The organism is Methanosarcina sp. MTP4 (genome assembly GCF_000970045.1).
Lineage (GTDB): Archaea > Halobacteriota > Methanosarcinia > Methanosarcinales > Methanosarcinaceae > MTP4.
In genome coordinates, this window is record NZ_CP009505.1 from 1,882,591 (window position 1) to 1,906,517 (window position 23,927).

General features: G+C 44.8%; 18 protein-coding genes and 2 pseudogenes. 8 read left to right on the forward strand and 12 right to left on the reverse strand.

Annotated features, from left to right (window positions below; translation table 11 throughout):
- Positions 1-70 precede the first annotated feature (70 nt).
- From tnpB to MSMTP_RS07975, 7 genes are all read right to left on the reverse strand, one after another.
- Positions 71-1,183: an IS200/IS605 family element RNA-guided endonuclease TnpB gene (gene tnpB / locus MSMTP_RS07950; protein ID WP_048178555.1), complete on the reverse strand. Its 1,113-nt coding sequence runs from the start codon at positions 1,181-1,183 to the stop codon at positions 71-73.
- A gap of 386 nt (positions 1,184-1,569) precedes the next feature.
- On the reverse strand, positions 1,570-1,965 hold the full coding sequence (locus MSMTP_RS07955; protein ID WP_048178556.1) for a response regulator: 396 nt from the start codon (positions 1,963-1,965) through the stop codon (positions 1,570-1,572).
- 446 nt (positions 1,966-2,411) lie between these two features.
- Positions 2,412-2,825, reverse strand: a complete 414-nt coding sequence (locus MSMTP_RS07960) for a response regulator (protein WP_048183040.1) — start codon at positions 2,823-2,825, stop codon at positions 2,412-2,414.
- A 369-nt stretch (positions 2,826-3,194) separates the two neighbouring features.
- Positions 3,195-3,584: a response regulator gene (locus MSMTP_RS07965; RefSeq protein ID WP_048178557.1), complete on the reverse strand. Its 390-nt coding sequence runs from the start codon at positions 3,582-3,584 to the stop codon at positions 3,195-3,197.
- Between the two features lie 451 nt (positions 3,585-4,035).
- Positions 4,036-5,937: a Glu-tRNA(Gln) amidotransferase subunit GatE gene (gene gatE, locus MSMTP_RS07970; protein WP_048183043.1), complete on the reverse strand. Its 1,902-nt coding sequence runs from the start codon at positions 5,935-5,937 to the stop codon at positions 4,036-4,038.
- Positions 5,938-5,941: 4 nt separating this feature from the next.
- On the reverse strand, positions 5,942-6,151 hold the full coding sequence (locus MSMTP_RS19135) for a hypothetical protein (protein WP_156153741.1): 210 nt from the start codon (positions 6,149-6,151) through the stop codon (positions 5,942-5,944).
- An 886-nt stretch (positions 6,152-7,037) separates the two neighbouring features.
- The gene (locus MSMTP_RS07975; RefSeq protein WP_048178558.1) at positions 7,038-7,691 is read right to left on the reverse strand and encodes a DUF2284 domain-containing protein; all 654 of its coding nucleotides are present in this window, start codon (positions 7,689-7,691) and stop codon (positions 7,038-7,040) included.
- A gap of 322 nt (positions 7,692-8,013) precedes the next feature.
- Here MSMTP_RS07975 and MSMTP_RS07980 point away from each other — a divergent pair, with 322 nt between their 5' ends.
- Positions 8,014-8,481, forward strand: coding sequence for a universal stress protein (locus MSMTP_RS07980; RefSeq protein ID WP_231582967.1), 468 nt, complete (start codon positions 8,014-8,016; stop codon positions 8,479-8,481).
- Positions 8,482-8,602: 121 nt separating this feature from the next.
- The gene (locus tag MSMTP_RS07985) at positions 8,603-10,453 is read left to right on the forward strand and encodes a PAS domain-containing protein (RefSeq protein WP_052718321.1); all 1,851 of its coding nucleotides are present in this window, start codon (positions 8,603-8,605) and stop codon (positions 10,451-10,453) included.
- A 267-nt stretch (positions 10,454-10,720) separates the two neighbouring features.
- Here the strand turns inward: MSMTP_RS07985 and MSMTP_RS07995 are convergent.
- Positions 10,721-11,452: pseudogene (locus tag MSMTP_RS07995) on the reverse strand (IS5 family transposase).
- Positions 11,453-11,733: 281 nt separating this feature from the next.
- On the opposite strand from MSMTP_RS07995, the gene MSMTP_RS19140 reads away from it, so the two are divergent.
- Positions 11,734-11,898: a hypothetical protein gene (locus MSMTP_RS19140; protein ID WP_156153742.1), complete on the forward strand. Its 165-nt coding sequence runs from the start codon at positions 11,734-11,736 to the stop codon at positions 11,896-11,898.
- A 146-nt stretch (positions 11,899-12,044) separates the two neighbouring features.
- Here MSMTP_RS19140 and MSMTP_RS19145 read toward each other — a convergent pair whose 3' ends face one another.
- Positions 12,045-12,194: a hypothetical protein gene (locus MSMTP_RS19145; protein ID WP_156153743.1), complete on the reverse strand. Its 150-nt coding sequence runs from the start codon at positions 12,192-12,194 to the stop codon at positions 12,045-12,047.
- A 172-nt stretch (positions 12,195-12,366) separates the two neighbouring features.
- Here MSMTP_RS19145 and MSMTP_RS17930 point away from each other — a divergent pair, with 172 nt between their 5' ends.
- The 4 genes from MSMTP_RS17930 to MSMTP_RS08020 all read left to right on the forward strand — a co-directional run bounded on the left by MSMTP_RS17930 (position 12,367) and on the right by MSMTP_RS08020 (position 17,377).
- Positions 12,367-14,295, forward strand: a complete 1,929-nt coding sequence (locus tag MSMTP_RS17930; RefSeq protein WP_052718322.1) for a S8 family peptidase — start codon at positions 12,367-12,369, stop codon at positions 14,293-14,295.
- Positions 14,296-14,379: 84 nt separating this feature from the next.
- Positions 14,380-15,327 (forward strand): MvdC/MvdD family ATP grasp protein, encoded by a 948-nt coding sequence (locus MSMTP_RS08010; RefSeq protein ID WP_048178561.1) that lies wholly within the window; start codon positions 14,380-14,382, stop codon positions 15,325-15,327.
- A 174-nt stretch (positions 15,328-15,501) separates the two neighbouring features.
- The gene (locus MSMTP_RS08015) at positions 15,502-15,774 is read left to right on the forward strand and encodes a hypothetical protein (RefSeq protein ID WP_052718323.1); all 273 of its coding nucleotides are present in this window, start codon (positions 15,502-15,504) and stop codon (positions 15,772-15,774) included.
- A 478-nt stretch (positions 15,775-16,252) separates the two neighbouring features.
- Positions 16,253-17,377, forward strand: coding sequence for an IS256 family transposase (locus MSMTP_RS08020; protein ID WP_048183057.1), 1,125 nt, complete (start codon positions 16,253-16,255; stop codon positions 17,375-17,377).
- Between the two features lie 64 nt (positions 17,378-17,441).
- Here the strand turns inward: MSMTP_RS08020 and MSMTP_RS08025 are convergent.
- Positions 17,442-18,782, reverse strand: a pseudogene (locus MSMTP_RS08025) (IS1634 family transposase); the annotation flags it as partial.
- A gap of 68 nt (positions 18,783-18,850) precedes the next feature.
- Here MSMTP_RS08025 and MSMTP_RS08030 point away from each other — a divergent pair.
- The gene (locus tag MSMTP_RS08030; RefSeq protein WP_052718324.1) at positions 18,851-19,939 is read left to right on the forward strand and encodes a transposase; all 1,089 of its coding nucleotides are present in this window, start codon (positions 18,851-18,853) and stop codon (positions 19,937-19,939) included.
- A gap of 97 nt (positions 19,940-20,036) precedes the next feature.
- Here MSMTP_RS08030 and MSMTP_RS08035 read toward each other — a convergent pair whose 3' ends face one another.
- Both MSMTP_RS08035 and hdrA2 read right to left on the reverse strand, forming a co-directional pair.
- Entirely contained in the window at positions 20,037-21,308 is a 1,272-nt protein-coding gene (locus MSMTP_RS08035; protein ID WP_048183063.1) for a 4Fe-4S binding protein, read from the reverse strand.
- A 107-nt stretch (positions 21,309-21,415) separates the two neighbouring features.
- Entirely contained in the window at positions 21,416-23,770 is a 2,355-nt protein-coding gene (gene hdrA2, locus MSMTP_RS08040) for a CoB-CoM heterodisulfide reductase HdrA2 (RefSeq protein WP_048178563.1), read from the reverse strand.
- Between the last annotated feature and the right edge of the window lie 157 nt (positions 23,771-23,927).

The window sequence follows — 23,927 nt, forward strand, 5'->3', positions numbered from 1 at the left end:
CGGGCTTCTTGCTTCATTTTCCCTAGCATCCTAGACGAATCCACAAGCTTAACCCCACGTTCCATAGGGATTATATGACTATCAAATTTTGATCTTGCAAAGCAAACTTTTTAATGTTTATAGCTGCGTTTATGTCCCTATCATGTTCTGTTTTGCATTTGGGACATACCCATTCCCTTATTTTTAGGGTAATGTCCTTGTTATGATAGCCGCAAACATTACACAATTTTGTTGATGGCTCAAACTGGCCTATTCTCAGAATGGTTTTTCCGTACCATTCGGCTTTATACTCCATTTTTGTTATGAAGCTTGACCATGAAGCATCACTTATGGCCTGTGCAAGACAGTGATTTTGTACCATGTTCTCGACTTTCAGAGTTTCAAACGCTATTGCTTGGTTCTCGCGGATTAATCTTGATGAAACTTTGTGCTGAAAATCAGTTCTTTGATTTGTTACCTTTTCATGGATTTTAGCAAGCCTTTTTATTGCTTTTTTCCGGTTATTAGAGCCTTTAACCTTCTTACTTACTTGTTTTTGAACTACCTTAAGACGCTGTAAAGATTTTGAAAGATATTTCGGATTATCTATTTTTTCTCCATTTGACAAAACAGCAAAATCCTTTATTCCAACATCAACACCTACTGTAGTATTTTCTGTGAATGTTTGCTTTTCGGGCAAATCCTTTTCATCATCCACCAATATACTAATGAAATATTTTCCGGTTAAAGTTCTGGATACTGTTGCTGTTTTTAATTTACCTTCAAAATTCCTATGCAGGACAGCTTTAATTTTCCCTATTTTAGGAAGTTTTATTATATTTTTGTCAAAATCAACTATGTAATGTTGAGGTATTTCGAAGGATTGAACTGGATTCTTCTTTGATTTAAAGTTTGGAAAACCTGCTTTTTCTCTAAAGAACTTAGTAAAAGCATTTTCCACATTTTTAGTCATTGCTTGCAATGACTGAGAATTTGATTCCTTTAACCATTCATGTTCTTTTTTCAGTTCTGGAATCATCTTATTAATGTCATATCTGGAAAACGATTTTCCTTCTTCTTGGTATGATTTAATTTTTAGTTCTAAAGCCCAATTAAAAACAAATCGACAGCTACCTATATGTTTTGCTATCATCGTTTTTTGTTCAGTTGTAGGATACAACCTGAATTTATAGGCTTTTAACATCATATCACCATATGCTTTAACGGTTTATATACGTTCTAGTAAACGTAAAAAGAAGTTAGCAGGGAAACTTTAGAAATATATATGCGGAATCAGGGTTAAGTTTACGCTTATATCCCCTAGGCTAAAGACCTAGGGTTTTTACGCTCTTATTTATAAATATATTCCCGGAAAATAGATCCAGCAGAAACTAAGAGCAGGAGCTCAAAACAAATTCCTCAAAGCAGATCTCTTAAAACAAATCTCTCAAAAAAGATTGTTCAAATAGGCCGTTCAAAGCGGTTTGTTCGGAATTGTTGGAGAATAAAATGAATCAAAAAAGGGTAAAGAGGGAAAAAGGATACAAGGGTAAAGAGGGAAAAACCGTGCAAAAGTGCAGGAACTCTTTTTCACCTTTGGAAGAAGCTTGCAGCCCTGTTTTCTGCGATCCGTTCTATTTGCCTGGATAGTTCGGAATACTGGGTTTTGGGGTCTCCTCCCTTCTGGATATAGGAATTTGCACCGTTTTCAATGGCCCTGTGCATGACTTCTTCTTTTCCTATGCCCGTAAACAGGATGAAGGGAACGTTGATACTTTTCTCACGGAGAGATTTCAGGAAGGTGATGCCGTCCATGGCAGGCATGTCATAGTCCGAGACTATCACGTCATAGGCATCCTTTTGCAATTTATTGATTGCTTCTCCTGCAGAATCCACCGTATCGGAGTAAATATTATGGAACATTTCCAGGAACGTTTTTGATAATTCCAGGAATGAGGGGTCGTCATCTACAAGCAGTACTCTCATGGGGTTTTCTCCAATTTTCTTATTGGGGTTAAATAAATCCGTTTTGCAGGAATGATATGTTCCGACTTTTTGTGTACTTTTAGTACGTTTATGAGGGTTGGATTTCTTTGATTTTATATTATTTTACGGGACTACTAATTGTTACTATGATGTATATATTAGTTAAATGTTATACTGTGAATAATAGAAACGATTCAAATAATATAAAAAGTTAACATTCCAACTTATTTTCATATTCTAACTTATTTTCATATTCCAACTTATTTTCATGAACCTTGCTCAATTTTAAGGCTGCTTTTTTTCGGGTCCTGCTTCCACTCCCGGGTTTCCCAATAGAGATTTCGGTGATAATCAGGATTTTCCGGATCAAAAAACCTTATCTCGTGAGATTTGCTTAATTCCTTTTCGAAGCCCGTTCTTTTATGCCCCGGGAAGCCTGTCCAGACTTATCCTGTTATGGGAAAGAATCCGGTCTCAAGCTGTGTTTTCCTTCCCACGGCTTCCTGGATATGTTCAGAGAGTTCGGCATACAGGGCTTTCGGTTCTTTTCCTTTCTGCAGGAAAAAGCTGGCTCCGCTCTCCAGGGCTCTTATCAGTACATCTTCTTTGCCTGCACCGGTAAACAGGATGAAAGGTGTTTCAATACCCTTTTCCCGGATAGTCTTCAAAAAAGTTATTCCATCCATGCCAGGCATCCGGTAATCCGAGACCACGGCGTCAAAGGTTCCGGTCCTGAGTTTGGGTATGGCTTCGCCTGCAGAACATGCAGTATCAACTTCAATCTCGTAAAAAATTTCGAGATAATCTTTTGAAAGTTCCAGAGATGCTGGGTCGTCATCCACGAGTAAAATCCTTAACATGTTTGTCCCTCCGGCTTCTTTCATGTGCTGGCTGGGTTTGCTTGAACTATTCAGGTTTCAGGGACATAAGGCTTCTATGAGTCCTTCATGACAGGTCAGGTTTGAGTTTTTCTGGGGTGGGACAAGTACTCGGGTCTGGGGTTCGTTTTTCAATTTTCTACTCAGTCGAATTTGCCTGTCATTCTATATAAATTTTAACTCTTCCTTCACATTTTTGTGACGTAAGGGTCAGTTTCCCGTTAGAATTTCCCTGAATTGGAAAATCGCCGATGAAGTATTCCATTTGAAGCATTAACAACTCAAGCTGAAGCATTAACAACTGAAATTTCTAATAACTGGCTGGGCAAGACCCGAAGCCCTGCAGAATTCCTAATTCATCCCGCCTTTCTCCCTGGCAGCCTCTTCTATCTGTCGGGAAAGGGCTGAATACTGGGCCTTAAGGTCTCCCCCTTTATGGAGACATGCACTGGCTCCGTTTTCCATAGCTTCAAACATGACGTCTTCTTTGTTTCTTCCGGTGAACAGGATAAACGGGACATTGATACTCTGTTCCCTGATTTTCTTCAGGAAGATTATGCCGTTCATCCCTGGCATCTCGTAATCCGAAACCACTGCGTCATAGCCACCTGTCTGCAGTTTTGGAATTGCTTCACATGGCGATCCTGCAGTTTCAACCTTAATGTCCGGGTATGGTTTAAGAAATTCTTCTGATAGCTTGAGGAAGAAAGGATCATCGTCTACTAGTAAAACTTTAGCCATGTTCTTTGCTCCGATTTTCGGAATTAATGGATTTGTGTGATACGAGTTTGTTCCAGTGTTCAGCGATGTTTTCGGAAATCCCGTTTTTTTTAAAATAAGAGACCTTGATCCCGGTATAAGTACCGATTTTTTATGCTAATGATCGTTAGTTTTATAATCAACATCTTATGATCATTTGTATCGATTTTTTAGCTTTCAAGGGATTATTTATGCTAATATTTTATGATTATTTCATATTTTAAATTAGTTTTTTCATACAAAATACATGTCTTTGTATATAAATTTTTATAAATTATTCGGTTTTCGTGCAGCCAAATTAAAAAATGGAATTAAGAAAAAGATCAACAAACAAAATTAATGTGCTATATTAAAATGGAATTAAGAAAAAGATCAATAAACAAAATTAATGTGTTATATTAAAAAAGAAAAAAAATAAAAGCTGGACCGGGTTTTAGCCCTGGTCCATGAAGCTGTCGATTTCCTTTTTGAGCATCTGGCTCAGGATTTTCCCGTCGACTTTGCCCCTGTACTCCTTCATGACTATGCCCATGAGGGGGCCGAGGGCTGCCGGACCTTTCTCCCTTATGAAATCGCCTCTTTCCCTTACCATTTCCTTGATGAAGTTTTCGATTTCCGCAGGGTCAAAGGTGCTGAGTCCGAGCTGGGAAATGGCTTCTTCGGCGCTGAGTTCCGGCTCTTTTGCAAGGGCGGTCAGGAGCTCCTGGATGGCTTCTTTTGCAATCTCCTGGGCTGAGATGGCTGCAAAGAGTCCTTTGAAGTGCTCTTCGTTGAGATGGTCGGTCTCCACGCCGCTCCGCCGGAGTTCCGGGACGAGTCCAACGAGCGTCCTGGCTATTAGGGTTGCGTTTACAATTGCGTCTTTTTTGTAGGTTTCGAGCAGGTTTTCGAAGAGGGGAAGGTCCTTTGAGTAGGCGACCTTTTCGGCAAGTTCCTTATTCAGCTCGAATTCGGATACAAAGCGTTTTGCCCTTTCGGTCAGGAGTTCCGGGGTTTCGATTGAATTGTAATATTCGTGGGAAATTTCGATTTGCGGGACATCGGTTTCCGGGTACATCCTTGCTGCTCCCGGAAGCGGGCGCATATAGGCGGTGTTTCCGTCAGGAAGGGCTCTTCTCGTCTCTTCGGGGATGCCTTCCAGGACTTCCCTTGCCCTTGTGATGACGGCTTCGATGGCGAGCCTCGCTTTATCTGCGTTGTCTGCGACCATGACCACGGCGTCATCGGGTTTTGCCCCGATCGCGTCCCTGAGGGCCTGGACTTCATATTTTGTGATCCCGTAGTTCGGGAGTTCGTCGGTGTGGAAGACCCCGCCTACTCCTGCGGTCTTTGCCCGGTCCGAGAACTCGGTCCCGAGCCTTCTTCCGGGCTGGACTTCTCTTCCCACTAGCCCGTCGAACTTCCGGAGGTGGGCTGCAAGGATTGCCCCTTTCTTCACTCCCCGCTGCAGGACCTTGGACTTGGTGTCCAGGAAAAGCCCGGTCACGTCAAAGACTTCCTGGCAGACAAAGGCGTTTCTTTCAATAAGTTCCTGCCTGATGAACAGGAGGTTGAGCTGCCTTTCGACTTCCCGCCGGACTATGTCCTCGATCAGGTCCAGGGCCTGGACTCCTTTAATCTCGACCCTTGCCCCTTCGGCAATGGAGATGTTCACGTCCTGCCTGATGGTCCCAAGCCCCCGCTTGACCTTCCCGGTGGAGCGCAGGATCATCCCGATCTGCTCGGCAACTTCCCGGGCATGCCTGGGGGATATGATATCGGGCGCGGTTGCGATTTCCACTAGCGGGATCCCAAGCCTGTCCAGGGAATAGACGATGGAATCTCCTATTTCCTCGATCTTCTGGGCGGCTTCCTCTTCCACACAGAGACTGTCAATCCCGCAGGGCCCTTCCGAGGTCTCGATTTCCCCGCCGCTTGCCAGGAGCGCTGTCCTCTGGAACCCGCTGGTATTCGACCCGTCCACGACGATCTTCCTCATGACGTGCATCTGGTCAACCGGCTTCATGGTCAGGAGCTTTGCAACCCCAAGGGAGATCTCCAGGGCTTCCCGGTTCATCCCTCTCGGAGGCTCCTCATCATTTTCGACCAGGCAGGTCGTATCATAAGCCTTATAGATGTACTTTCTCCTGACTTTGGTCTGCTCCACGGCAGCCCTGTCCTTTTCTCCCATCTCACTTTCCGTAGCCCGGAGGTACCTGAAAAACTCGAAGTTCGACTCTCCGGTATCCCTTATCCGCGTAGGACACCTGCAGAAAAGTTTCTCCTCCGAATCCAGCTGCTGATGAATTTCAAGCCCGGCTTTTAGCCCTAGTTCACTGTAATCGTATTTTTCCATATTCTCACCCGAATCTAAGCAGGAAGCGCCCGTATTTTTCTTCAAGTCCAGCTCTTTTTGTTCTCCCTTTCCTTTTAACTCCATCGCCTAAAACAGTCTCTTTGGGCTCCGGATTTCCTTTCTTAGCTCTTTTAGGTGCTGTAATTCTTGTATTTGATGATATGAAACTGAATGTAAAAGGTGTGCCTGAAGGTATAAAGGTATCTATTGGCAAAGTTGCGCCAGCCGAGTTGCGGCTCGGCATCAGAAAAATCTTTGATTTTTCTTTTAGTTGCGATGAAATCGCAACAGTACGCTGTCCGTTTCGCTCGCTACGCTCGCTCAAGCGGAATGAAATTTTCAAGACTTGATTTTTATATTATGCCGGTTGGAGGGCAGCTGCGTGCACTTCACCAAAGCAGCCTTTAGCTAATAATTTCCAATAATTTTTCAGATAAGGGTTGTTATGTCTTACAAATTGCTTCTTCTTTTTCATTTCAGTCAAGGAAAAGCCGGTCAGCAAGCTGACCGGTGAGAGCCCCGTTTCCCGAAAGTCGATAGAACCCCCGCATCCATATCGATACTGAAGAAAAAAGAGATACTCTGGATTTGGGGTTTTCCCCTCAATCCGGAAATATCAACGTATACGTCACCGGAGTCCCCTCACCCATCTAAAAATTATAAAGTTGAAACCCCGTTTTTTCAATTATCTTCTCCGTCCTCACCCCGAGCCCAATGAGACAGGCTTACGAAAGGAGATTGGGTGAGGCCCTGTCTGGGTCTGCGCCGTACAGTTTCACTTATCATATCAACATAAACTGTTTTGCTAAGAGGTATAGTAAAATGATCAGGCAAAGAAAAAGGAATGAATGCAGCAATATTGCAATCATTACTTCACGATTTACCTTATGAGCTTTCAAAGAGGAGATGTTTTGTTTCAAAGGGGAGGGGGAATTCTTAGGAGAGTCTGTCATAAATTATACAATAATTTCCTCCCATATATAGAATTATAGTTTTGTCGTTAATCGAAACTTCCTGCAATTACTAATCCAGTCTCTAATTTAGTATTGGGGGCTCAACCCCGGAAAAAGGGGCAGAAGCCCTGAAATGCCTGATTTTCTTCAATCCAGCAGAACCAGTGTATAAGGCGATGGAGCCGTATCATCCATCGGGAAGTTCTGAAGGGGCGTTCCCAGCTTTTCAAGCGTTTTGTCCATTCTTACCCCGAGCCCCATGAGGCAGGGCCTGCGGAGGGTCGGGTGGTGGCAGGGGCCAGAGCCTGCGCATTTTACGTCCGAATAGTCGCTGGTAGCGCACCAGGTGCACATGCCCGGGAAGGTGGCAAGGGCGGTGTTGTAACCAAGGGTCCAGGCGAGTTTTTCGATTTCGAGGACTCCGGGCTGGATTGTTTCTTTGCGGTCTTTCATTACGGTTTTCAAATTTTCAAAAAACCGGTTTTTCGTTTCTTCGCTTTCGGGGGGTTCGACGCTGAATTTTATAAAGTTCTCGCTAACTTCCCGGGAAAAGACGTTTTCGGATTTCCATTCAACGAGGAGGGCCCAGTCGTAGTCGGCAAGCATTTTCTTGAACTCATCCACGCCTGGGATGTAAGGGGGACAGACCCGGCTTCCGTAGCCGTTGCAGCCGAAGATGCACTTTAAAATTGTCCGGTTCTCGACCACGATGGTTTCTGCGGGGATCAGCCGGACGGCTTTTGCGCCCAGTGCTTTTGCTTTTTCTTCAAGGAGGCGGTAGTTGTCGGCGTTGATCATCATGGCTTATACAACAGGGTATAAAATAAAAATAGTTTCGTGCATCGGGATGACCCACGGAGGTGCCTGATGCATTGGGCTGACCTTTTGAGATGACCTTTTGAGATGACCTTTTGAGATGACCTTTTGAGATGACCTTTTGAGATGACCTTTTGAGATGACCTTTTGAGATGACCTTTTGAGATGACCTTTTTCAGGACAGGCCTTTTTCAGGACAGGCCTTTTTCAGGACAGGCCTTTTTATTTCCGGAATTTATTTTCCTGAAAATTCGATGCCATTATATTTCTTGCATGCGGATAGTTAATAGTTAATGGGGGGGACTGCATGGCAGGTGCGAGAAGTTCTACTTTTAAGAAAATCATGGTCGCTACGGACGGTTCGGAATGTTCGAAGGAGGCTGTCTCTGCAGGGATCGAACTGGCCCGTCTGAGCGAGGGAGTTGTGTATGCGGTGTACGTCGTGTCAACGGACTATTTTTCTTCCATGGCGGTTGACGCGGGCTGGGAATCGATGTACGAGTTCCTGAAAAAAGAGGGAAAGGAAACCCTTGAATACGTAGCTGCTGCCTGTAAGGAAGCAGGGGTCCCGGTAGAGCCCGTCATGCTTGAAGGACATCCGGCTCCCGAGCTGATCGATTTTGCAGAAGATACCGCGATGGACCTCGTTGTCATGGGGACGACCGGCAGGACAGGCCTGAACCGGATTTTGCTGGGGAGTGTTGCAGGGCATGTTGTCAGGCATTGCAAGGTACCGGTGATGGTTGTAAGGAGAAAAAGCCAGCCTGGAAATTAAGCTAAAGTTAAAGGTTCAGTTTCAGTTTCAGGATTGAGGGAGCGGGAGCAGGAGAGGGAATTGAACGTTTATCTTCTTCAAAGCTTCCTACACAATTTTATTCAGGACAAGAAGGGCATAAATGCACAGAAAGCCGGATGTGAGGGGCATTAAAGAGACTGAGCAGCCTGAAAGGCAGTTTGAAAAAGGGGAATATCAGGAACACTGGATGGAGGAATTCCTTGCAACAAGCCAGAATCTCGTGTTCCTGACGGGAAAAGACGGAAGGATTCTCTATGCAAACAGGGCAGGGGATTTTCTCCTCAGGGAATGGGGACTCCGGGTAGGAGATAAACTGCCGCAAACAATTGAAAATCCTGCGAAAACATCGATTTCCCGGGGTGAGCAGGAAGAGTTAGAGCTCAGGGTCGGAGAAAAGGTTTTTTTACTTGTGTTTCACCCTGTCCCGGAAAAGAGGTATGTAACTATCTGCGGCTTTGACATAACAAAGCAGAAGCGTACGGAAGAAAAACTGAGGAAAAGCGAGGAAAAGTACCGGCACTTTGCAGAACAGGCAGGACAGTTCATTCTGGACTACGATGTAAAAACAGGATGTTTTGAGTGGGCGGGAGCCATTGAGGAACTTACGGGATACTCTGCGGAAGAGTTCCGGAAATTTGACCTCCATACCTTTACGAAGCATATTCACCCCGAAGACCGGGAAAAAGCCCTGGAAGCTCATGCAAGATGCATGAGAACCGGAAAAAAGTACCACGGGGAGTGCAGGTTCAGGAGGAAAGACGGGAGTTATATTTGTGTAGAAGGCACCGGGATCTGTTTAAGGGATGAGTCAGGCTCCGTCTACCGGGTTCTTGCCATGGTAAAGGACATAACGGATAAGAAACTTGCACGGGAGAGACTGGAAAAGAACGAGGAGCGTTTCCGGCTCATTGTGGAGCAGACCGGGCAGGGGATCTACGACTACGACGTTTTTGCGGACCGCCTGAGCTGGGAAGGGGCTGTGGAAAAGATCACGGGCTACTCCTGTGAAGACCCCTGCCTGGCCTCAAAAAAACTCTGGATATCCCACATCCATCCCAAAGACCAGAAGAGGGCAGCCGAATTTTTTGGAAAGGCCCTGAAAAAGGGCGGGAAGTACCATCAGGAATATCGGGTGGAAAGAAAAGACGGAACTTATGCCCACGTGGACGTTAGCGGGATCTTCCTGAAAGACAAAGCCGGACGGGTCTACCGGTTGATCGGGATAATAAAGGACATTACGGAAAGAAAGCTCTCAGAAGAAGCCATCAGGAGGGCTGAAGAAATCAGCAAGAAAGAAATTCATCACCGGATCAAGAATAACCTGCAGGTGATCTCCTCCCTCCTCGACCTCCAGGCCGACTTTTTCAGGGACAGAAAAGTAATAGATGCCTTCCGGGAAAGCCAGAACCGGGTGATTTCCATGGCTCTTATCCACGAAGAGCTTTACAGGTCCGAAGACGTCGAAACCCTTGATTTTTCGGCTTACCTCATGAAACTAAGTTCCGGCCTCTTCGAGTCCTACCGGGTAGGAAACAGTAAAATCCGGCTCCGAGTGGAGGCTGAAAAGAAGATTTACCTCTACATGGATACCGCAATTCCCCTGGGGATAATTGTCAACGAACTCGTCTCAAATTCCCTGAAATACGCTTTTCCCGAAGGGGGGGAAGGGGAAATCCGGATTCAGCTCTACAGCATGGAAAACTGTGCCAGGAATGGGGACAGTGGTGGAACAGAAGGCGATATGAAAAAAGGCAGGTGCTGCGAAAATTTCAGGTGCCTGCTGATCGTTTCGGACAACGGCTCAGGTTTCCCGAAAAACATCGATTTTGAAAACCCCGAGACCCTGGGTCTCCAGCTCGTAAACACTCTGGTGAAACAGATCGACGGGGATATCGAGCTTAAAACAAACGGGGGGACAGAGTTCAGGATAGGGTTCGGGAAGGCAAAGTAATCGTAAAAAGCAGACGTTAATGGGCAGAATAATGATCCAGAACAAATTTTAGAATCAATACTCTTATTCACATTTTTGGTATAAATATGAATCCTGAAGCTCTCAAACAATTACTGACCTTTCTGGATATCGATCCTGATAACATTGAAGATGAAACGTATGCCAAAATTATTCGTACTCTACTTTTTATCATTAAGGGACAGAACAGAGAGATTGAATTCCTTAAAGCAGAAACACAGAAGCTTCGAGATGAAATCAACTTAGAGCCTATCCGAAAAGTCCCGCTGCTCTGAAAGTAACCCATGAGCATGCGAAATGAAGCATAGCAAAGTAATTCTCAAGCTTCTTTTCCCATCGAATTAGCAGTCTTCTGAATCGATTCAGCCAAGAATACGTCCTTTATAGAACCCACCTTCTTGCCTTATGACTTGGTATCTTTTTCTATTTTTTCTTCTCCACGTCTTGGGATATGGGCAGTATATCCATATTCTTCAACCAATTTTCTGATATCAGGAAAATCATATCCCTTATCCATGCACATATTCTGAATTACTTCATGTGAAGGTCTTTCAATAATTGTGGCATCAAGAGTTTCTTTTACAAGCATTTTATCGTGACGATTGGCTCCATCCACGGCAACAGAAAGTGGTATGTCTTTACCCTCAGTAAACATACTCCCTTTTGTTCCTTTTTTACCACGGTCAGTAGGATTAGCACCGCTTCCATCTCCTCCCAATGGTGCTTTTGTCATAGCTCCATCAATTGCTTGCCACTCCCACTCTAATCCTTTTTTGTTGTCATACTCTGCCACATTGTCTCAAATAATCCTGCCCTTTGCCATTCCTGAAATATATCATGTACAGTGCTTGGAGCTCCATAACATCTTGGCAAGGCTTTCCATTGACAGCCAGTGCGAAGGAGATAATAAATACCGTTCATTATTTTCCGATCGTCTTCTCGCCGTCTTCCAGGCTTCTTTTTCGTCTTTGGGAGTGGTATTTAAGATTTGACTATATTCCAGAATTCGTCTGAGATCTCGTAGTTATGTCCCTTTTTTCGTTTTGTCACTACTACAAATTACCATACATAGCAGTTCTTTTACTTTTCGGATAGGCTCTAAAAAAGGATATGAAAATTTCGATGATAGAACCAGTAAGACGAAAGAAAACAATTAAAGTCTATTGATGGTATTAACTTTGCCAGAGATTCCTTTGCGTAACAATGCGGCAGAATTAGCAGCAAGAGCAAAGATCTGAAAAAGGAATGTAAGCCTTAACTCTGTGACAGATGAAGGAACAAAGGCAAATGATACATTCATGACAAATATTCAAAAAGCAAAGAAATTGTGTTTAAATGCATATGATTACATCCTTGATAGAATGAGCAATAAATTTGAGATGCAATCTCTGGTTCAACTCATCAAAGAAAAAAGTGCATTGAGTTGAAAGTGAAGAGCTTGCCACTAAATTTGAAAAGGATAGATAATTCTCAATATTATTTATAACAATAATCTAATTTTATATTGGACTAAGCCGTACTCAAGAAAGAGGGAAAAGGGGTTTCTTTCCAGTATCATTTGTCCAATAGGTGTTCACACGAACACTGTAATTGAAAGGTGATTATGATGGGTCAGCGTATAGTATTTGAATTCATTGAAAATCCCACCCGAGAGCCAGAAAAGTGGGCCAAGGTCAAGAAGATTATTCTGGACGCAGGAGGAACTCACCTTTCCGAACCACACGGAATCCCTCCTCACATTATGACGGCTGTTTTGCCCAACGAAGTGCAAGCACGCAAAGTAATCGCACTACTTCGTACAACAGATGGGGTAGACCAAGCCGATTTGGATGCAATGAGCAAGGCGCTCGGGGGAAATGATGATGTCTAATAAATTAAAAGAAGGTGAATAACAAGTGTCTACAAAAGGAACTAAGGATATTCAAGAAGGTATTCCGTTCGGTCCAGACTTTGATAATCGCGTTCCTGGAGAGTTGCTAGTGAAGATTAACCAGGAAGCCGAGATGAGTATAACTGAAAGCATGCCTTCTGGACCTATTCGTCGCGTCTCTTCAACGCTACCGACTCATTTTGGTATCGAAGCTTTGGATCAGGTAATTGAGGAATTCGAAATCAAGTCTATCTCAAAAGTTCACAGTCCCATATCGAATATAACCATGGCGGGGATTGATGAACTCTTTACTGAAGAGATTCCTGGTCTCGTCTCAAGGAGACCTGCACAAACTCGGTTGGCGAGCACAGCTGAAGAAATGAGTGCGACCTATCGCCTGCGTTTTAACCCTGCAAAGGATTTGAACAATGCGGCTGAAAAGCTCTCCAATGTCGAATCTGTAGTCGAGGTATCTCCTAACTACTTTAGGTTCTCTTTGGTGACTCCAAACGACCCGCTGTACAGCACGGAATGGGGCTTAGAGAAGATTAACTGCTCAGAGGCGTGGAACCGGACTACGGGAAGTGCTTCCGTGACTGTGGCTGTTGTTGATACGGGCGTAGACCTCGATCATCCTGATCTCCAAGAGAACCTGCTGCCAGGCTATGATATGGTTGATCTGGTTGGCGTTTCTCCAGAGCCAGGATGGCATTTTGAGGGCGATTTTCTGACTCGTGACAACAACCCACAGGATGAAGTAGGTCATGGCACTCATGTTGCAGGCACAATCGCTGCCCTTACGAACAACGCCATTGGCGTTGCAGGAGTTACTTGGAAATGCAAGATACTGCCAGTGAAAGTCCTAGCGCGCATTGTGCACAATATTCACGGCTGGGTTTCAGGTGTTGGTTCTGCTGTGGATATCGCTGCTGGCATTCGCCATGCAGCAGACCATGGAGCACATATAATCAATTTGAGTTTGGGCGGCTATAACGATACCTTCGTTGAGAGAAATGCTGTCGCTTATGCTATAATGAAAGGTTGCGTGGTGGTTGCCGCTATGGGCAACGATGATGTTAGTGATCTATCATATCCTGCCGCCTATCCTGATGTAGTGGCTGTTGGAGCCATCAATCAGAGCGAACAGCGTGTAACGAAAAAGAATACGAACGGTTGGTGGGGATCCAACACTGGCTCCCATATTGATCTCGTAGCCCCTGGTCTCATGATTCGTAGCACCGATTGGAACAACACATATTCTCACAAAAGTGGCACTTCGATGGCTGCGCCTCACGTGTCCGGTGTAGCCGCACTGGTTAAGTCTTGCAACCCCAACCTGACAGGCTCCCAAGTTGCTCAAATTCTGCGAGACACGACTCGTGCACTTAGAGACAAAGCAGATGATCCAGTGCCAAATGATAACTACGGTTATGGTCTTGTGGATGCTAAAGCTGCCGTTAACAGAGCATGCCCTAAACTGAAATTTGTAGATGGTCCAAAGTTTAAGTTTCAGGATGATCAACCAAAGTTTAAGTTTCAGGATGATCAACCAAAGTTTAAGTTTCAGGATGATCTACCAAAGTTTAAGTTTACAGATGACCCTATAAAGCTGAAGTTTCGGGATGATCCACCAAAATTTAAGTTTAGAGATGAACCTAAGCAGCCGGGCCTTGATCAGGGCCGTCCACCTTACTTGCCAGAAAGGTGTGCACCATTCATACTTGCAACACCTCACCATTCTGATGCCTGGGTTGCATCTTATCCTGCAGATTATCCGGCTATGGCTGGAAACTACGAGGTCAATCTCGCAAACCTTGCGTCAAATATAGCTTTGCTAGAAGAGGTAGGTCAACAGAATGGACTAACTGAAAATGGAATGCAGAAACTTGAATATTTGCGCCAGCAGTATCAGGCATTACTTTCAGAATATCAAGAAATAACTCAACAGGGTTAATAGTGTTGTAGATGTGGTGGCTTGCCGAGTTGAAGTTCTCTCACTTGGTTTGCCTCCTCTCTACGAGCTAACGGAGGTAGGAATTTGATTCTTATTATTTCATCACAAAGCGACGACCACGCGAAAATTGTAATGGAGAAACTGATGCAGATGGGAGCAAATGCCAGTTTGCTTGACCTGTCTAAATTTCCCCAGCAAATGCATCTAACCATGTCTTATAAAAACTCCATCCGCAATTTTTCCCTATGCCTATCAAATCAGGTCGATCTTCCACTAGGGGACTGCAAGGTCATTTGGTCTCGACGCCCACAACCGTTTGACCCACATCCTGAAATTGTTCAAGAATCGCATCGCAGATTTGCTTACAGTGAAAGTCATGAGGCGTTTTCTGGTTTGTGGCAGGCAATAGATGCCTTTTGGATTAACCATCCAATTCGTGACGAGGTTGCTAGTCATAAAGCCTACCAACTTCGGATCGCTCAAGAAGTAGGTTTTAACATCCCAACCACTCTCATCACCAATGATCCTGGCGCTGCACAGAACTTCATAGCCGACCAAGGCTATGACAAGACTGTTTACAAATCATTTCTTGCGACCGAACAGGAATGGCGCGAAACCCGCCTCCTAAGACATGAAGAACTAGCTCTAATAGACTGCGTACGCTATGCACCTGTAATCTTTCAAGAGTATATTCCTGCGGGAATTGACCTCAGAATCACAATTGTTGGAGAGCAAATTTTTGCTTCAGCAATTCATTCCAAAGATGTGAACTATAAAGTCGACTACCGCATGGAAATGTCACGTGCTCGAATCGAGCCTTTTCATCTTCCAGAAGATATTGAGCAAAAATTGCATAAATACATGAAAAAACTCGGCATAGTCTATGGCGCAATCGATATGCGTGTGACTCCCGAAGGACGCTATGTATTTTTTGAAATAAACCCGGCGGGACAGTGGCTTTTCATTGAGGAACGAACTGGCCAACCAATAACAACTGCCTTTGCTAACTTGCTCGCTGAACACGATCGATAATTTTGTCGTATAATTGGTTGGTTTTGTAGAAAATCTCAGGAATAGCAATACTATTTTCCACAAAACCAACAGATATGCAATTAATCGTATCCTCTTTAAATCTGATGGATTTTCAATCACAGGAAAAATATAATAGTTGTTCCATGTACTCTTATTCACATTTTTGGTATAAAAATGAATCATGGAACTCTCACAAAATTATTGACATCTTTATATGTCGATCCAGATGACATTGAAAATGAAAACTATGCCAAAATTATTCGCACTCTACTTTTTATCATTGAGGAACAGAACAGAGAGATTGAATTCCTTAAAGCAGAAAACCAGAAGCTTCGAGATGAAATCAACTTACTCAAAGGTGAACAAGCCAAACCTCAAATTCGTGGCTCAAAAAAGAATCGTGACATCTCTTCTGAAAAAGAAAGAAAAATAAGAACCCCTCCATAGATTAGGGGTTATAATTCAAGAAAAGATAAAATCGAGATTCATCATACTGAAACTTACAAAGTTGATAAATCTACTTTACCTGGCGATGCATGTTTTAAAGGTTATCGTTGCGTAACGGTTAGAGATATCATTGTGAAACCCTGGAATACCAACCATCTGATAGAGGTTTTTTACTCACCTTCAGAAGGTAAAACATATTCAGCCTGACTTTGACAGTTTCCACTAATTTTAATTAAAATTTCCTTCAGTTTTCCCGATTTTTGTCAGAAAAAGGTATTTGACAGTTCAAATAAATTTGTCAATTTTTCTAAGAAATTCCCTGTTTTTGGGTTAAAATCAAGCGATTTATGGAATCAAAATTGGCATAAATATAAGTTTTATTCTTATTCTTCGATAGCGTACCGAAAGTTCTGTAAAATATGATTGACTCTGTATCCTTTTCCTTTCACCACAAAAAAAACAGGATGCAGAGTCAATGATCAATGTATTACCACTTATTAGAGATTATCTTATCGATCAGGAAGAAGGACTTCGCCAGTTAATTACCTGGTTTTTAAACCTTGTAATGGAAGAGGAAGCCCTTCTACAGTCAGGTGCAGAACGCTACGAGAGGACTGATTCCCACAGAGCCAATCGAAACGGTTACAAACCTCGTACTCTCCTTACGAAATATGGTCAACTGGAACTCTCCAAACCTCAATTCCGAGAGTTTTCGTTCGAGACAGAAGTGTTTGAGAAGTATTCTCGAGTTGAGAAGGCCATCTTGACAGCCGTAACAGAGTCCTACTTACAGGGAGTCTCCACCCGAAGGGTGGATAAAATTATGACTGCCCTGGGAGTGGGAAATATCTCAGCATCTTCTGTATCCAGGATTACTAAAGAGCTGGATGAGAAGGTTGAAGAATTCCTTACAAAGCCGATTGAGCATGAAATTAAATATCTTTTTGTTGACGCAACTTATTTTAAAGTAAGAGACGGGCTCCATTATAGAAGCAAGGCCCTCTTCGTCGTTGCCGGCATCAGGGAAGACGGTTACCGTGAAATCCTTGGAACAAGATTAGCAGACAGTGAAGACTCTCTTTTCTGGGAAGATCTCTTTGACGATTTGAAGGAAAGAGGCTTGAGAGGTGTTGAACTAATCGTTTCTGACGGCCATAAAGGGATACAGAAGGCAGTAAAGGAGTCTTTTATCGGTGCAAGCTGGCAAATGTGTCACGTACATTTGATAAGGCAAGCTCTTAAGAAGGTACCAAAAAAGAAGCACAAAGAGATAGCAGACAAGATTAAAGAAGCATTACAAGACCCGGAAAAGTTGAGGGATTTAATCAGGGAACTTGATGGAAGTGGATACAAAAGTGCAGCAAATACCATTGAAAGTTTCCAGTTTGATTTACTGAATTATATGCAGTTTCCAAAAAAACATTGGAGAAGGGTAAGAACAACCAATATGGTGGAGAGGACAAATAAGGAGCTCAAAAGGAGAAGCAGGGTAGTTGGAGCATTCCCGAGTCAGGAGTCAGTATTGAGACTTGCAGTCTCAATACTGATAGACATCAACGAAGATTGGATTACAGGCAACAGATATTTAGTAATGGAAGAGTAATCAAAATAGAGAGTAGAGGGTACAGAGAGAATTTTACAGAAAACAAGGGACACTATCTATTCAGAAAATCTACGGTAACTGTCAAATTCGATAGGCTCTTTTTTATGAATTTTGTTGACGTATGCTTGAGTTCTTTGAACTCATATCGCATCAGCGATATGAGTAATTGAGCAATGAATCCTATGATTATTGCTCCGTAGATGCTTTCATCCGTCCAGACCCTTAGTGGTTTTATTTCGATTTCGTTTTTCAGCGAGTTAAATATTTTTTCAAGTGAGTCCTTTTTCCTGTAGGTTTCAAGAGCATCTATAAGTGTCAAATTCTTTCTTGATTTTAGGCAGAAAAATCCTTCTCTTCCGTTAATTACCTCTTCTTCAAGGAGATCAAAGGCTTCTTTTTCAGTCATCTCAACCAGCTTTGTCTGGTATGAATAACTTATATCAATGAGTTTATTATTGATTCTGAATTTCTTAGGAAGTTTCTTATTCTCATCAATTGATTTCTGTATCTCTTTTGCCTCTTCCACCATTCTCTGCACTTTTCTGACTCTTGCTTCCAGTTGCTGTTTTTTTAAAGCTTCTGAGAAATAGAGGTAGTTTGTACTACTGGGTTTTGCGATCTTTATTCCATAGATTCCCTTCTCTTTATCAACGACTTCAGTTTCAAGCTGATCAAACCTTTTAATCAGCTTATCATCACTGGTGTTGAGCTTTTTCGCAGTAAGGTAATTCATTTCATCTTCTTTGATCAGAGCTAGATTTTTTATGCTATTTGCACCTTTGTCAAAAACAACAAGTGACTCTTTATTAAGTCTGCTTTTTACCTGCTGATACGTTTTTTTAAAATGAGTCTGATCGGGAACGTTTCCTTTTTCTACAGTAATTCCAACAGGTAAGTTTATTGGATCTGCAAGTTCGCTTACTCCTAAAGTAATCTGTTTTTTATCCGGACGATGGTTGCGGCTGTAACCATATTTACCAAGTGGAGACTTGTCACCATAAAGAACGATACTTGTCCAGTCCATGTTGATATTAGTGTGTTCAAAATTGTATATGGAGAACAAAACATCCTGAATATCCAGAATGATCTCTTCCTTATTACTTCCCAAAGTTTGAAGGGTTCTGTACAGAACCCTTTCATTGAATTTTTCAAGATTGAAAAATTCCAGGACTTCGTCCTGGTTAATCCATTTATGAGCCCGATCAATGCTAAAGTTCTCTGTAAGTTTATAGCTAAGCAAAGCTTTGATCAAAGAATTGAAGTCGATACCTCTAGTCTTATGCTTTCCTAAAATTGAGGAAAAATTAAGCTGTTCATACAGGTTTTCAACAGCAAGAATGGTTCCGATGGGAAAGCATATATTCTCGTTAGGAGTTATTTCGTATGTTCTTAGTTTTGCTTGCATTTTGGTCGATCAAACATTACTAAGAACTATGATTTTTATTTAACTGTCAAACTTAGGATTCAGGTAAATTGCCAGATGGTATCAAAGGTGAATTTGGTCCTGGACTCAGGACCCTTGTCCTGACGTTATACCATGTTGCCAATGTTTCAGAACCTAAAATCCACGAGTTTCTGGAAAATATGGATGTTTTCATATCCAAAGCCACAATTTCTCGGATGCTGACAAAAAATATTAATTACCTCCATAAAGAGAAAACTGAGATTTTTCAAGCAGGTCTCAATTCCACAAAGTACCAGCAAATCGATGACACAAGTGCTAGAGTTAATGGAGATAATTGGTATACTCAGATCCTTTGCAATCCTCATTACACTGCTTATTTTACAGTTCCATGTAAGAATCGGGGAACAATTTTAGAGATACTACAATGTGGAAATGAAAAAACATACTGCTTCAATGAAGAAGCATTTGATTTGATGGAAACGTTTAACATAGCAAAAAAGTGGCAACAAAAACTTTCTGCTTTCAAAAACAAAGTATTCAGTGACGAGGAAATGCATCGGAAACTGGATCTTCTTTTCTCACCTGATGGATATAAAACCATTAAGAAGAGAATCCTTGAAGCCTGTGAAATTGCTTCATATCATCAGATGACAAACATACCTGTGGTTACCACTCTTTTAAGTGATGATGCACGTCAATTCAAGCAACTTACATACCATCATGCCCTATGCTGGATTCATGATGGGAGGAATTACAAGAAGTTGCGTCCAGTAGTACCTTATCGTAAGGAAAAGCTGAAAGCTTTTCTGGATAGATACTGGGATTATTATGGAAAACTTTGTGAGTTTAGAGAAAATCCAAAATCAGAGGTAGCGGAGCGGTTATCCACTGAGTTTAATAAGTTATTTTCGACCAAAACAGGATATGAACAGCTCGATGATAGAATCAGTAAGACAAAAGAAAACAAGGAAAGTCTATTGATGGTATTAATTTTGCCAGAAATACCTTTGCATAACAACGCAGCAGAATTAGCAGCAAGAGCAAAGGTCAGAAAAAGAGATGTGAGCCTTCACTCTGTAACAGATGAAGGAACAAAGGCAAATGATACACATGACAAATGTTCAAAAAGCAAAGAAATTGGGTGTAAGTGCATATGATTACAACTTTGATATAATGAGGCTTTCCACCCAATTTGAAAAGGATAAATCTTCAAAACAAATTCGCACTTAAAAATATAAAGAAGTTTGATGCCAATCAAACTTCCATCTTCTTTTTCACCGCAATAAGGACGTTTTCTGCAGTATCCTTTTCCCAGAGTTTCCTGACCTTTGCGTTCTTGAGGGCAGGCATAAGTGAGTCGATCTTTGCCTGGACGGCTGCAAGCCTCTCCTCGTCGACTTCGGGAGGTTCGACTCCCAGGAACTTCTGGGCTTTGAGGGTCTCGGTTTCCCGGAAGACAGCTTTGTCCACTCCGCTCCGGACGCCGGTCTTCAATGAATCGATGGCGTCTCTCCACTGGGCTGCCCAGGGGGTCTCGGGGATTTCGGTGTGGTGGACTTCGGTCCTCTCGACTTTTATGGCTTGCAGGTGGCAGGCCTGTACGCAGGCTCCGCAGTAGGTGCAGTATTCCTCGACAAAGGCGATCTTCCGTGGGTCTTCGGGGTCTGTGGGGACGTACCAGAGGTCCGAGGGGCAGACGTTGAAACAGCCGCGGCAGCCCTGAGGGTCACACTCTTTCAGGTTTGCTTCGATGAGGCTGAGCTGCCCTTCCATGGGCTTTTGCAGGTCCACGGCCTCATAGGGGCAGACTGCCTGGCAGCGGCCGCAGAGGGTGCATTTCTCGTCGTCCACTTTGACGTTGCCTTCCACCTTTGGGGCTTCGCAGGGGCGTTCCCCTTTGACCTTTATCGCCTCTTCCGGGCAGATGTCCTGGCAGAGCACACAGTAGTCGCACTGGTCCTCGTCTACCAGGAGCTGCTCGAAAGGCACCAGGTTGTCCGGGGTGGGCTCGCGTTCGAGCAGGATGAAAGCGTCACAGAAACGGGCGCATATGCCGCAGAAGTTGCACTTGTCCATGTCGATTTCGATTTCCCCTTCGGCACCTTCTTTCAGGGGCGCGATTTCTTCTTTTTTCGGGAAGGTGAACTCGACTTCGATTGCGTCTTGGGGGCAGGCTCCCTCACAGAGGGCGCAGGGCAGGCACTTTTCGTTGATATCGACGTAAGTGTCGTACTTCGGGTACTTGTCCTCCTCCGGGACCTCGCCCACGGCTTCGAAACTGATGGCGTGGACAGGGCAGAGGTTCGAGCACATTCTGCAGAAGGTGCACTTGTCAAGGTCCATCATCACGGCAGGGGCGTCAAGCCCGGTTGCAATCTCGTGAATAGGCCCCAGTTCCAGGGCGTCCGTGGGGCAGATCTCCACACAGATCCCACAGCCGTTGCAGCGCTTGTAATCGTAGTCAATGGTCTTGATGGACTTTTCCGTGGCCTGGGTGTAGAGGAAATGGGAACCCTGCAGGTCCATGGTCGTGGTGACCGTGATCTTGTCCTGGCCTTCTTCTTCGGCTCCGGTTTCTTCAGCTCCGGTTTCTTCGGCTTCCTGTTCGGAAAGCTCTTCGGGGTATTCTTCGCTCACTGTGCCACCTCCTCCAGTTCGGTCCCGATCGGGCCTATTTCTTCCAGCTCCTTAACAAACTCGGTAATGGTATTCGAGAAGCGTTCTCCTTCCGCAGCCGAGATCCAGAGGGTCCGGATCCTCTTCGGATCAAGCCCGACTTCCCCGATCACGTCTTTCAGGACTTCTATCCGCTTCTTTTCGTCGTAGTTCCCGTGGATGTAGTGGCACTCATCCATCCGACAGCCCGCAATAAGGACTCCGTCAGCTCCTCCTTTCAGGGCTTCGAGCACGAACTCGGGGTTGACCCTTGCCGAGCACATGGTCCGGATTACCCTGATGTTTGTGGGGTAGCGCAGCCGCGACATCCCGGTCAGGTCGGCACAGGCGTAGCTGCACCAGTTGCAGAGGAAAGCCACGACAAAGGGGCTCTGGGACTTGTGGGCAGTTGCTTCCCTGACCTGGGCCAGGATCTGTTCGTTTTCGAAGTTCCGCATCTGGATGGCTCCGACCGGGCAGGCTGCACTGCAGTCCCCGCAGCCGTAACAGGAGACTTCGTCAACAACGGCTTTCTTGTCCACGATGCTGATCGTCCCGAACTTACAGACTTCCACACAGGTCCGGCACCCGATGCACTTCTCGGGGTCGACGTGGGCTCCCATGGGGTCGGCTTCGAGCTCACCTTTCCCGAGGAGTTGCATTGCTTTTGAAGCACAGGCGCTCCCCTGGGCAATCGAGACCTGGATTTCCTTGGGGCCCGAGGCGCAGCCTGCAAGGAAGACCCCGCTTACCGGGGCATCAACAGGGCGCATTTTCGGGTGGGCAGGAGCAAAGAAGCGGTCCGGCCGCCTTGCAAGGTTCAGCATCCTGCCTATCCCTTCCGCGGCTTTTGTGGGCTCGTAGCCCGTGGAGAGCACGACCATGTCATGGATGTCCTCTGCAGCCCGGCATTCCAGGGTGTTTTCATAGCGGAGGGCAAGCCTCCCGTCTTCCGAAGGCTGGATTTCCGCTACCTTTCCGCGGATGAAGTCCACACCCATACCCTGGGTCCTTGTGTAGTATTCCTCGTACATCTCCCCGGCTGCCCGGATGTCGATGTAGTGGATGGTAACGTCCGTGTCCGGGTAACGCTCCCTGATCATCTGGGAGTTCTTGAGGGCTGCCATACAGCAGGCTCTTGAACAGTATTCGTTCCCTACGGTCTTGTCCCTTGACCCGACACACTGGATAAATGCAACACTCTTTGGGGGTACCCCGTCGGAGGGTTTGAGGACTCTTCCTCCTGTCGGCCCTGCGGAGTTCAGCATCCGCTCGAGCTGCATGTTGGTGATAACGTCCGGGTATTTCCCGAAACCCAGTTCCGGTTTCCTCCTGGCATCAAAAAGCTGGTACCCGGTTGCAACGATGACGGCTCCGGCTACGAACTCGATTTCCTCGGGTTTCTGTTCGTAGTCAACCGCTTCGGCAGGGCAGGCCTGCTGGCAGAGCCCGCAGCCCACGCATTTTTCCGGGTCAATGAGCACGACCTGGGGGACCGACTGGGGGATGGGCATGTAGATTGCCCGGGTTTTTCCAACCCCGTAATTCATGGGGTTTTCGATCTCCACGGGGCAGACCTCGGAACAGAGGTCAACGCAGCCCTTGCACCTGTCCTCCAGGATGAACCTGGGTTTTTTGGTAACCTTTACGTGGAACTTTCCGACCGAGCCTGAGATGTCGGTGACTTCGGAATAGGTGTAGAGGTTGATGTTGGGGTGGTTCTGGACTTCCGTCATCTTGGGGGCGAGCACGCAGATGGAACAGTCGTTTGTGGGAAAGACCTCGTTCATCAGGGCCATCTTTCCCCCTATTGTGGATTCCCTTTCAACCATGGTCACGGGAAAGCCGGCCTCGGCCAGGTTCAGGGCGGACTCTATCCCTGCAACCCCGCCTCCCACGATGAGGACGTTTTTGCTTGCTTCCGAGTGGCTTGCGCTGAGTTCCTTGAGGAACTTAGCTTTTGCAACCCCCATCCTGATCAGGTCAAAGGCTTTCTGGGTCGCCATCTGGGGGTCGTCGGCATGCACCCAGGAACACTGTTCCCTGATGTTTACCATCTCCATCAGGTAAGGGTTCAGGCCTGCCTTTTCCACCACGCCCCGGAACGTTTTTTCATGAAGGCGGGGGGAACAGGCTGCTATCACAATCCTCTCGAGTTTTTCGTCCTTGATATCCTTGATAATGCCTTCCTGCCCGGAATCGGAACACAGAAACTGCACTTCCCGAGCAAGCACTACATCATCCAGTTTGCTTGCCATCTCCTGCAGTGCAACGACGTCTATGACGCCTGCAATGTTCAGTCCGCAATGGCAAACATATACTCCGATTCTCATTTTTGTAACTCCTTGTATCTATGGCTAATGTTAAAGGGTTTGGGCATGATATAGCTTTTGATATGTTTTCCTATATAATTTATAAGTTATAATTTCAGGTCTCGAATTTTTTCCGAATAATATTCCTCTGAATAATATTCCTGTGATTTTATCTCTC